Origin of the sequence: Roseomonas acroporae (assembly GCF_023223525.1) — a bacterium.
Lineage (GTDB): Bacteria > Pseudomonadota > Alphaproteobacteria > Acetobacterales > Acetobacteraceae > Roseomonas_E > Roseomonas_E acroporae.
In genome coordinates, this window is record NZ_JALPRX010000104.1 from 51245 (window position 1) to 61748 (window position 10504).

The 10504-nt window shown below is 72.4% G+C and carries 7 protein-coding genes; 5 read left to right on the plus strand and 2 right to left on the minus strand.

What is annotated here, in order from left to right; translation table 11 throughout:
* Nucleotides 1-26: 26 nt before the first annotated feature.
* Together M0638_RS22170 and M0638_RS22175 are read right to left on the minus strand one after the other, a co-directional pair.
* Nucleotides 27-3038: a 4Fe-4S dicluster domain-containing protein gene (locus M0638_RS22170; RefSeq protein WP_248669141.1), complete on the minus strand. Its 3012-nt coding sequence runs from the start codon at nucleotides 3036-3038 to the stop codon at nucleotides 27-29.
* The gene (locus tag M0638_RS22175; protein ID WP_248669142.1) at nucleotides 3035-3691 is read right to left on the minus strand and encodes a cytochrome c3 family protein; all 657 of its coding nucleotides are present in this window, start codon (nucleotides 3689-3691) and stop codon (nucleotides 3035-3037) included. Before M0638_RS22175 ends, M0638_RS22170 begins: the two co-directional genes overlap by 4 nt.
* Before the next feature lie 427 nt (nucleotides 3692-4118).
* Here M0638_RS22175 and M0638_RS22180 point away from each other — a divergent pair, with 427 nt between their 5' ends.
* Genes M0638_RS22180 through M0638_RS22200 form a run of 5 tightly spaced genes read left to right on the plus strand, consistent with a single transcriptional unit; the run spans nucleotide 4119 to nucleotide 10322 of the window.
* Entirely contained in the window at nucleotides 4119-5912 is a 1794-nt protein-coding gene (locus M0638_RS22180) for a thiamine pyrophosphate-requiring protein (protein WP_248669143.1), read from the plus strand.
* A 3-nt stretch (nucleotides 5913-5915) separates the two neighbouring features.
* Nucleotides 5916-7028, plus strand: a complete 1113-nt coding sequence (locus M0638_RS22185) for an enolase C-terminal domain-like protein (RefSeq protein WP_248669144.1) — start codon at nucleotides 5916-5918, stop codon at nucleotides 7026-7028.
* A gap of 55 nt (nucleotides 7029-7083) precedes the next feature.
* On the plus strand, nucleotides 7084-8001 hold the full coding sequence (locus M0638_RS22190) for a hypothetical protein (protein ID WP_248669145.1): 918 nt from the start codon (nucleotides 7084-7086) through the stop codon (nucleotides 7999-8001).
* 19 nt (nucleotides 8002-8020) lie between these two features.
* Nucleotides 8021-8659, plus strand: coding sequence for a gluconate 2-dehydrogenase subunit 3 family protein (locus M0638_RS22195; RefSeq protein WP_248669146.1), 639 nt, complete (start codon nucleotides 8021-8023; stop codon nucleotides 8657-8659).
* Nucleotides 8649-10322 carry a GMC family oxidoreductase gene (locus M0638_RS22200; protein WP_248669147.1) on the plus strand — a complete coding sequence of 558 codons (1674 nt, stop codon included), beginning with the start codon at nucleotides 8649-8651 and terminating at the stop codon, nucleotides 10320-10322. The genes M0638_RS22195 and M0638_RS22200 overlap by 11 nt, the downstream gene beginning before the upstream one ends.
* Nucleotides 10323-10504: the final 182 nt, after the last annotated feature.

Genomic DNA, 10504 nt, shown 5'->3' on the forward strand with positions numbered 1-10504 from the left:
GCCGCCCGGCGGGGGCGCGCCGGGTCTCACGCGCCGTCCTCCAGCGCCGGGTTCGGGTGGCGCAGCGCCGCGAGGTAGGTGGTGCGCGGCCGCGTGCCGAGATGCTCCAGCAGCGCGTAGTGCGCCGGCTGGCGGCGCAGGGCGGAAACCTCGGAGTCCGGCCGCTGCAGGTCGCCGAAGGCGATGGCCTGCGCCGGGCAGGCGGACTGGCAGGCGGTGACCACCTCGCCCTCGGCGATGGGCCGATCCTCCTTCGCGGCGGTCCGCCGGGCGGCGCTGATGCGCTGGACGCAGTAGGTACACTTCTCCATCACGCCGCGCGCGCGCACCGTCACCTCCGGGTTGCGCTGCGCCGCCACCACGGGGGCGCCGAGGCTGGCGTATTCCTGCCCGTCCGCGTAGCCGTGGAAGTTGAAGCGGCGCACCTTGTAGGGGCAGTTGGCCTGGCAGAAGCGCGTGCCGATGCAGCGGTTGTAGACCTGCACGTTCAGCCCCTCGGAATCGTGCACCGAGGCCGCGACGGGACAGACCGGCTCGCAGGGCGCGTGCTCGCAATGCATGCAGGGAACGGGCTGGAAGCCGGGGCGCGGATCGGCTTCCGGGCCGGCCCCGCTCCCGGTGCCATCCTGGGCGTCGCCCCGGGTGTCATAGGTGTCGATGCGCAGCCAGTGCATGTCGCGGCCCACCGCGATCTCCTCCGGCCCGACCACGGGGACGTTGTTCTCGCTCTGGCAGGCGACGACGCAGGCGTTGCAGCCGATGCAGCGCGTGGTGTCGATCACCATCGCCCAGGCCTCCGCGCCCCGCGGCAGGGGCGGGTTGAGGCTCGGCGGCACCGGCTCCCGCGGTGCGACAGCGGTGCGGAACAGCGTGGCCGTCTCGCCCTCCAGCGGCGTTTCCGGTTGCAGCCGCAGCAGCGTGCCGCGCCGTCCGGTGGCGCGCATGTCGAGGCCCGGCATGGCCCAGGGCGAATCCGGCCGGCGCAGCGCGTAGGCATCGGCCCCGACCCCGTCGCCGATCGCGCCCGCGCGCCGCCGCCCGTGGCCGAGCGCCAGCGCCACCACGCCCGGCGCCATGCCGGCGCGCGGCAGGACGGGCACCTCCAGCGCCTGCCCGTCGAGGGTCAGGCGAACCAGGTCGCCTTCCGACAGGCCCAGCCGGCGCGCCTCGGCCGGGGCCAGCAGCGCCGCATTGCCCCAGACCTGGCGCGTCAGCGGCCGCGGGCATTCCTGCAGCCAGGCATTGTTGGCGAAGCGCCCGTCCCAGAGCGCGGCGTCGGGGCGCAGCAGCAGGAACGGCCCCTCGGGCATGGTGGGCGGCGGCACGAGTCGCGGCGCCGGCGCTGCGACGTGCCGGGCGGCGCTGCCGGGCACCACGCCGTCGCGCAGGGCGCGGCGCCACCAGCGCTCGAACGCCGCCGACCGAGTTGCGTCCCGTCCGGCCGTTCCCCCGTCTGCTGTTCCCCGACCTGCCGCCCCCCGGTCTGCCGTCCCCCGGTTTGCCGTCTCCTGTCCCGCCCCCTCGCCGCCTGCTCCCTGTCCGGCCATCCCGCCGCCGCCCGCCCCCCGGTCGGCCGGCGCCGCGGAGGCAGCTTCGCCATCGGCGCCCGCGCGAGCGGCCGCCCAGGTCTCCCGCACCGCCTCGCGGGCGGAAAGATCGTCGCGTCCCAGCAGCAGGCCGAGCAGCCAGTGCGCCGAGCGCGTGCGGTACAGCGGGGTGATCAGCGGCTGCGCGATGGCGGCGGTGCCGTCCGTGGCGCGCAGGTCGCCCCATTCCTCCAGCGGGTGCGTCTCCGGCAGGTGCCAGCGGCAGAGCGCCGCCGTCTCGTCCCGCCAGCCACCCAGATGCACGGAGAAGGCGCCGGAATCGCGCAGCGCCTCGGCCCAGCCCAGCGCCGCCGGCGCGTCGTAGGCCGGGTTGGCGCCGAGCACGAGCAGCGTGTCCACCCGCCGCGCGCGCAGGTCGCCGGCCAGCTCGGCCAGGGTGGCAGGCGGCGTGGCCGGCCCGACCGGCTCGGTCAGCGCCACCGGCGCGCGCAGCCGGGCGTTGATCCAGTGCGCCAGGGCGTGCAGCGCCGGCGGCTGCCATTCGCCCACCAGCACGAGCGCCTCGCCCTGGTGGGCGAGCAGGTCGTCCGCCGCCGCCGCCAGGAAGCGCGCGGCCCCGGGCGGCAGGTCCGGCGCCGGCAGCCCGGCGCCCAGTCGCGCCGCCAGCGCCACGGCGAGGTCGCGCACCAGCCCGGGCGTCGCGGCGAGGCGGTGGTCGGCCTTGGCGCCGGTGACGCTCATCACCGGCTCGGCGGCGTAGAGGCGCGCATCGGTCGCGCCGCCGCGCTGCGCCGCGCGCCGGGCGGCGAAGGCGCGGGCATGGCGGATCTGGTCGGGGCCTGGGCCGAGCGGGTCGGCATCCAGCGCCAGCACCACCGTGGCGCGCTCCAGGGCCGCGTGTGTGGCCAGCGGACGGCCGAAGGCCAGCGCCGCGCCGGCCAGGGCCTGGGCCTCGCCCACCGCCTCGTGCGCGTGGTGGCGCAACCCGGGGAAGCGGGCGCGCACGGCGTCGATCAGGCGCAGCAGGGTGGGCGAGGTGAGGTGGCCGGTCAGCAGCGCCAACCCCTCGCCCCGACGCGACTCCAGCACGCGCAGGCGGGGCGCGAGCGCGGCGACGAAGCCCTCCCAGGAGGCGACCTGCGCGCCCCCGCGCCCCGTCTCGCGCACCAGCCGCGAGCGGTCGGGATCGTAGAGCGACAGCACCGCCGCCTCGGCGAAGACATCCGTGGCGCCGAGGCTGGCGGGGTGGTCCGGGTTGCCCGCCACCTTGGTGGGCCGCCCTTCGTGCGAGGTGACGACCACGCCGCGCCCGTAGCCGCCCAGCGGCAGCGCGGTGGCGAAGCGGCGCGGCACGCCCGGCACCGCGTCCTCCGCCTGCTCCACGGCGGGGATGATCTCCTCCGGCGGCTCGCCGCAGGCGGTGAGCGTGGCGGCGGAGGCGAGCAGCGCCAGCGCCGCCTGCCGGCGCGGGAGGGACGGCCCGCCGGTCATCGGTGGCACCGCGAGCAGTCGGTCAGGTGCTCGGTGCGGATCATGTAGGCCCTGATCAATGCCTCGCCGCGGGCGCGCTGGTCGGCCGGCGGGGTCCAGCCCATGTCGTAGATCGCCTCGCGCGGCCGCAGGTTCGGCGCCGGGTCGCGGTGACAGTCCAGGCACCAGCCCATGGTCAGCGGCGCCACCTGGCGGACCTGCTGCATGCGCTGCACCGCGCCGTGGCAGGTGGAGCAGCCGACGCCCTTGGCGACGTGGATGCTGTGGTCGAAGTAGACGTAGTCCGGCAGGCGATGGACGCGCACCCAGCGCAGCGGCTCGTCGCGCGCCAGGGATTCCCGCACCGGCGCCAGGATCGCCGCATTGGTCCAGAGCTGCGAGTGGCAGGTCATGCAGGTATGGGTCGGCGGCAGGCCGGCGAAGCGTGATTGCTCGACACCCGTGTGGCAGTAGCGGCAGTCGAGGCCGAGCCCGCCGACATGGTGCGCATGGCTGAACTGCACCGGCTGTTCCACCACCACGTCCTGCCGCGTGACGTGCGGGGTGAAGGGGATCGTGACCAGCAGCCCCATCCCGCCGAGCAGCAGCAGCGCGGCGCCGAGCAGCGCGGCACGCGCCAGCGTGTTGGCGACAGGCGGGAAAAGCTGCGTCACCCGTTCGTCACGGGCTTGGCGGCTTGCGGCGCGCGCGGCGAACGTTGTCGGGGCGCAGGGATGCGCGTGCCTCCTGGCAGAGCGCGTCGATGCTGTCGCCCGGTGGCGTGGACGTCCAGCCGGCTCGGATGAAGAAATCGTAAGGGAGGTTCACTAACGGGCGATTGCCTGCCTCACCCTCACGACGCGCGACGAGGGGTGCCGTTCCGCCCCTTTCGTCGTCATCGCACGCCGCGCTGCGACCGTCAGGTCGCCAGGCCGACGGCCGCGGTGCAACATGGCGGAATCCTCGACGGCCTGCGGCGCCTTCATTCCGCGCCACGCGCCGACACCGGAAGGAACAGTGCGGCGGCCGGCCGCGTTCGGGAAACCGGAAGCGGCGGCCCGGCGGGCCGCGGCACTCGGGCGCGGCGCGGCAGGTGCGGACATGGCCAAGACGGTCGGCGACTTCTTCTGGGAACGCCTGCACCACTGGGGCGTGCGCAAGGTGTTCGGCTATCCGGGCGACGGTATCAACGGGCTGCTCGGCGGGCTGCAACGCTTCGGCACCGACAAGATCGAGTTCGTCCAGGTGCGGCACGAGGAGATGGCCGCCTTCATGGCCTCGGCCTACGCCAAGTTCACCGGCGAGCTGGGCGTCTGCATCGCGACCTCGGGGCCCGGTGCCTCGCATCTGCTGACCGGGCTGTACGACGCGCGCATGGACCACATGCCGGTGCTCGCCATCGCCGGGCAGCAGGCGCGCAACGCGCTGGGCGGGCACTACCAGCAGGAGCTGGACCTGCAGAGCATGTTCAAGGACGTGGCGGGCGCCTTCGTGCAGATGGCGACCACGCCCGCCTCCACCCGCCACCTCGTGGATCGTGCGGTGCGCACCGCCATGGCCGAGCGCCGGGTCACGGCGCTGATCTTTCCCAACGACCTGCAGGAGCTGCCCTACGAGGACCCGCCGAACCGGCACGGCACCATCCATTCCGGAATCGGCTACACCGACCCGAAGGTGGTGCCCTACGAGGCGGACCTGAAGCGCGCCGCCGAGGTGCTGAACGCGGGGAAGAAGGTCGCGATCCTGGTCGGCGCCGGCGCGCTGCGGGCGACGGACGAGGTGATCGCCGTCGCCAACCGGCTGAATGCCGGCGTCGCCAAGGCGCTGCTCGGCAAGGCGGCGCTGCCGGACGAGCTGCCCTGGGTGACGGGCGGCATCGGTCTGCTCGGCACCGAGCCGAGCTGGCACATGATGCAGGAATGCGACTCGCTGCTGATGGTGGGCAGCGGCTTCCCCTATTCCGAATTCATGCCGCCGGAAGGCCAGGCGCGCGGCGTGCAGATCGACCTCAAGGCCGACATGCTCAGCCTGCGCTACCCGATGGAGGTGAACCTCGTCGGCGACGCGGCCGAGACCCTGCGTGCCCTGCTGCCGCTGCTGGAGCAGAAGAGCGGGGATTCCTGGCGCGCACGCATCGAGAAGAACGTGCGCAAGTGGTGGGAGACGCTGGAGGAGCGCGCCAAGGCGAAGGCGAGCCCGGTCAACCCGCAGCGCGTCACCTGGGAGCTGTCCCCCCGCCTGCCGGAGCGGGCGATCATCACCAGCGATTCCGGCTCCTGCGCCAACTGGTACGCGCGCGACCTGAAGATCCGGCGCGGCATGATGTGCTCGCTCTCGGGCGGCCTCGCCTCGATGGGCGCGGCGGTGCCCTATGCCATCGCCGCGAAATTCGCCCATCCGGACCGCCCCGTGATCGCCCTGGTCGGCGACGGGGCCATGCAGATGAACAACATGGCCGAGCTGATCACCGTGCAGAAGTACTGGAAGCGTTGGGAGAACCCGCACTTCGTCTGCTGCGTGTTCAACAACGAGGACCTGAACCAGGTCACCTGGGAGCAGCGGGTGATGGAGGGAGACCCGAAATTCGAGGCGACCCAGACCCTGCCCAACGTGCCCTACCACAAATTCGCCGAGCTGATCGGGCTGAAGGGGATCTACTGCGACATGCCGGAACTGGTCGGCCCAGCCTGGGAGGAGGCGCTGCGCAGCGACCGCCCGGTGGTGCTGGAGGTCAAGACCGACCCCGACGTGCCGCCGCTGCCGCCGCACATCACGCTCGACCAGGCGAAGAAATTCACCTCCACCCTGCTCAAGGGCGATCCGGACGAGGGCAGCGTGCTGGTGAACACGGCACGCCAAGTGCTGGGCGGCATCCTGCCCGGCGGCAGGGGCTGAGCCATGCCCGGTCCCGGCAGGGTCGAGACACCGATCCATGCCTTGCGGGCACGGGGCTACACCATCCCGACCGACCGGCCGGAGGCGGATGGCACCATGCGCTGGGCCGACACCACGCTGGTGCTGGCGGAAGCCGAGGCCGGCGGCATGACGGGCATCGGCTACACCTATTCCGATGCCTGTATCGTGCCGCTGATCGCAGGCAAGCTGGCCGACGTCATCAACGGGCACGAGGCCATGGATGTCGCCGGCGCTTGGGACGCGATGCAGCGCAGCGTGCGCAACCTCGGCCGCCAGGGACTCGCCGCGACGGCGATCTCGGCGGTGGATGCGGCGCTGTGGGACCTGAAGGCGAAGCTGCTCGGCCTGCCGCTGGCGACGCTGCTGGGACGGCGACGGGAGGCGGTGCCCATCTACGGCAGCGGCGGCTTCACCACCTATTCCGATGCGGAACTGCACGAGCAGTTGGCGCGGTGGGTGGAGGAGGACGGCGTTTCCTGGGTGAAGATGAAGGTCGGTGCCGAGCCGGCGCGCGACCCGCACCGCGTCGAGGTCGCCAGGGCGGCGATCGGCGACCGTGCCGACCTGTTCGTCGACGCCAACGGTGCCTGCACGCGGCAGCAGGCGGTCGCCTTCGCGACAAAGATCATCGGCCTGGATGTATGCTGGTTCGAGGAGCCGGTTTCCTCGGACGACCTCGCCGGCCTGCGCTTCGTCCGCCAGCACGCGCCGCCCGGCATGGAGGTCGCGGCGGGCGAGTACGGCTACGACATCGACTATTTCCGCCGCATGCTGGAATCGGATGCCGTCGACGTGCAGCAGGCCGATGCGTCGCGCTGCGGCGGCGTCTCCGGCTTCCTGCAGGTGGGCGCGCTGTGCGAGGCGTATCACACGGACCTGTCCGCCCATTGCGCCCCGGCGATGCACCTGCATGCCGCCTGCGCGGCGCAGCGCTTCCGTCATCTCGAATGGTTCCACGACCACGCCCGCATCGAGCGCATCCTGTTCGACGGCGCGCCGGTGCCGCGGGACGGTCTGATCCGGCCGGACCTGTCGCGGCCCGGCCACGGGCTGGAATTCAGGCATCGGGATGCCGAGCGCTATGCGGCGGCTTGACGGAGTGGCCGAGGCACGATCGGCAGGAATGGGAACGCGCCTGCTGGGGCTGGCCGTGCTGGGCCTCGCCGGCGGCCTGCTGCTCGGCAGTCGGAGGGCGGCGCCGCGCCAGGGCCTGCGGACATGGCGGCACGACGCACCCCGGCTCGGCCACGGCGAGGCGGTGCGCGCTGCCCGCGGGCTGAACCGCGCGGCCGGCATGCTGGCCGTCTCGGTACTTGCCGACAGCGCCATCGAGCACTATCGCGGCGATTTCCGCAATCCGGCGATGTTCATTCCCCTCGCTTCCGCCTCGTTGTCGCTATTGGCCAGCGGCCACGGGATGGCGGACCGCCGTTCCGTTGCGCACCGGGCCCGCGACACGGCGTACGCGCTCGCCGGCGGCGCGGGAATCGCCGGTACGGGCTTCCATTTCTACAACCTCGGCAAGCGTACCGGCGGCCTCTGCTGGCAGAACCTGTTCTACGGCGCGCCGATCGGGGCGCCGATGGCGATGGCGCTGTCGGGCCTGATGGGCTTCCTGGCGGAGCGCGTGCGTGGCGCTGCTCCCGGCACGGTGCCGCGCCTCCTTGGCCGGCCGGCGGGACGCGTGGTCGCGGCCGCCACCGGCGCGGGCCTGCTCGGCACGGTGGGCGAGGCCGGGCTGCTGCATTTCCGCGGCGCCTTCCAGAACCCGGCCATGCTGCTGCCGGTGACGATGCCGCCGGTAGCGGCCGCGCTGATCGGTCACGCGGCGCTCGGCGCGCCGCGCCGGCGGCCATTCACGCGGCTCTGGCTGTGCCTGACGGCAACACTCGGTGTCGTGGGCGTCGGCTTCCACGCCTGGGGTGTGCAGCGGATGATGGGAGGCTGGCGCAATTGGCAGCAGAATCTCGTCGACGGACCGCCGCTGCCGGCCCCGCCCTCCTTCACCGGCCTGGCGCTGGCCGGGCTCGCGGCGCTGCGCCTGCTCGAGGGGCGTGACCGTGGCTGACGAAGCGCCCGATGACGCCGTGAGCCGCTTTCCCGGCTACGACGTGCTGCGGAAGCGGCGCACCCCGTCGTGGAACGCGCAGACCCGGCGCGTGGTGGAGGCACGCCTTGCCGTCCCGGTCGAGCCACGTTTCCTTACCGCGTCGGAATACGTGACGTTGCAGGCCGTCGCCGCGCGCCTCGTGCCGCAGCCCGCCGGTCGGCCGCCGGTCCCCGTCGCGGCACTGGTGGACGCGAAGCTGCACGAGGATCGGCAGGAAGGCTATCGCGGCGATGGCATGCCGCGCCAGCGCGAGGCATGGCGACGTGGGTTGCGCGCGCTGGATGCGGAAGCCTGCGCCCGCCATGGCGCCCGCTTCCACGCGCTGGATGGCGCGGCGCAGGACACGCTGCTGCGTCGCATGCAGCAGGGTGAGCTGGACGACGCCGCTTGGGAGGGAATGCCGCCGAAGACGTTCTTCAGCCAGCGCCTCGCGCACGACGTGGTGGCCGCCTACTGGTCGCATCCCACCGCCTGGAGCGAGATGGGCTGGGGCGGCCCCGCCAGCCCGCGCGGCTATGTCCGCATGGGCTTCGACGAGCGTGACCCCTGGGAGGCGGCCGAGATACGGGATGGCGACAGGGTCGCGGCCATGCGGAAGAACCTCCGTGTCGGATGATCCCCTCACCGCGCCCCGCGCCAGGGATGGCCGTGCCCCCGACGTGTTCCGCCCCGGGGCCTGGGTACCGATGCGGCAGCACGCCGAAACGGAAGAGGTGGATTTCGCCATCGTCGGCACCGGTGCGGGTGGCGGCACGTTGGCCTGCCGGCTGGCCGAGCACGGCTTCTCTGTGGTGGCGTTCGATGCCGGCCCATATTTCCGCCCCCTGGAGGACTTCGCCTCCGACGAGAGCGCGCAGAGCAAGCTCTACTGGACCGACGACCGGATCAGCGATGGCGACGATCCGATACAGCTCGGCGCCAACAACAGCGGCAAGGCGGTCGGCGGTTCCACCGTGCACTTCGCCATGGTGTCGCTGCGCTTCCGGCCGGAATGGTTCAGGTCGCGCACCCTGCTCGGCTACGGCTTCGACTGGCCGCTCGACTGGCGCGAGATGTGGCACTACTACGACGAGGTGGAGCGGGCGCTCTGCGTTTCCGGGCCCGTCACCTATCCCTGGGGGCCTCGGCGTCCACGCTACCCTTACCGGGCGCACCCGTTGAACGCCGCTGCCCTTGCCCTTGCCGATGGCTGCGAGGCGCTCGGCATGCGCTGGACAGAGACGCCACTGGCGACGCTCTCGGCGCCGCGCGGCCTCGCCCATCCTTGCGTCTATCGCGGATTCTGCACGCTGGGCTGCTCCACCAATGCCAAGCAGAGCGTGCTCGTCACCTGGATCCCACGCGCCCTTGCCGCCGGGGCCGAGATCCGTGACCTTGCCATGGTCGGCCGCATCGTGATGGATGCCCGCGGCCATGCCGCCGGCGTCGAGTACCATCGCGAGGGAAGGTGGCGATTCCAGCGCGCCCGCAACGTCGTCGTCGCCGGCTACGCGATCGAGACGCCGCGTCTGCTGCTGAACTCCGCGACGTCACGCTTCCCGGATGGGCTCGCCAACAGTTCCGGGCTGGTCGGGAAGTACGTCACCGTGCAGGGCAATCAGGCGGTGTGGGGCGAGCTGGACCGCGAGGTGCGCTCCTACAAGGGGCCGCCCTCGCTGTCCCTCACCGAGCACTGGAACTACGTGGACGAGCATCCCACGAAGGATTTTCACGGCGGCTACTGCTACATGAGCCAGGGACCGCTGCCGCAGCTCTGGGCCGAGACGCAGCTTTCGGCGCACGGCCTTTGGGGCGAGGCGCTGATGCGCGCGATGGGACGCTACAACCACGTCGTCGGGCTCAAGATCGTCGGTGAATTCATGCCGCAGGCGCGCAACCGCGTCACCCTGGCCGAGGAACGCGACCAGTACGGGCTGCCAGTCGCCCGTCTCACCTATTCCTGGTGCGACAATGACCGCCGCCTCGGCCGTCATGCCATGGGCGTGATGGGCCAGGCGCTGGAGGCGATCGGCGCACACGACATCTGGCGGCAGGAAGACGATACCTGCCACCTCAACGGCGGTGCCCGCATGGGCAGCGATCCGCGCGAGAGCGTGGTGGATGCCGACTGCCGGAGTTGGGACATTCCCAACCTTTGGGTCTGCGACGGCTCGGTCTTCCCCACCGTCGGTGGGGTGAATCCCTCGCTGACCATTCAAGCCGTCGCGTGCCGAACCGCCGACCGGATCAGCAGGCTGGCGGCGCGCGGGGAGTTGCTGATCCGGCCGGCGCGATCCTGAGCTTGGCTTTGGCCATTCGAGCAGCGTGACAGCGGGCATGGGCGATGCCGTCGCGGAGGGCTGGGGCGAGTTTCGTGGTGTCTTCTGCGGGCGCGGATGTGAGGAAACCCTGCTCGCGCCAGATCTGGCGGCGAACGGCGGCGAGGGTATCGGAGAAGGTGGGTCGCTCTTTGCGGTACCAA

Coding starts and splice junctions, on each gene's coding strand:
- M0638_RS22170 (WP_248669141.1), bottom strand. CDS start 3,038: ATGACCGGCGGGCCGTCCCTCCCGCGCCGGCAGGCGGCGCTGGCGCTG.
- M0638_RS22180 (WP_248669143.1), top strand. CDS start 4,119: ATGGCCAAGACGGTCGGCGACTTCTTCTGGGAACGCCTGCACCACTGG.
- M0638_RS22185 (WP_248669144.1), top strand. CDS start 5,916: ATGCCCGGTCCCGGCAGGGTCGAGACACCGATCCATGCCTTGCGGGCA.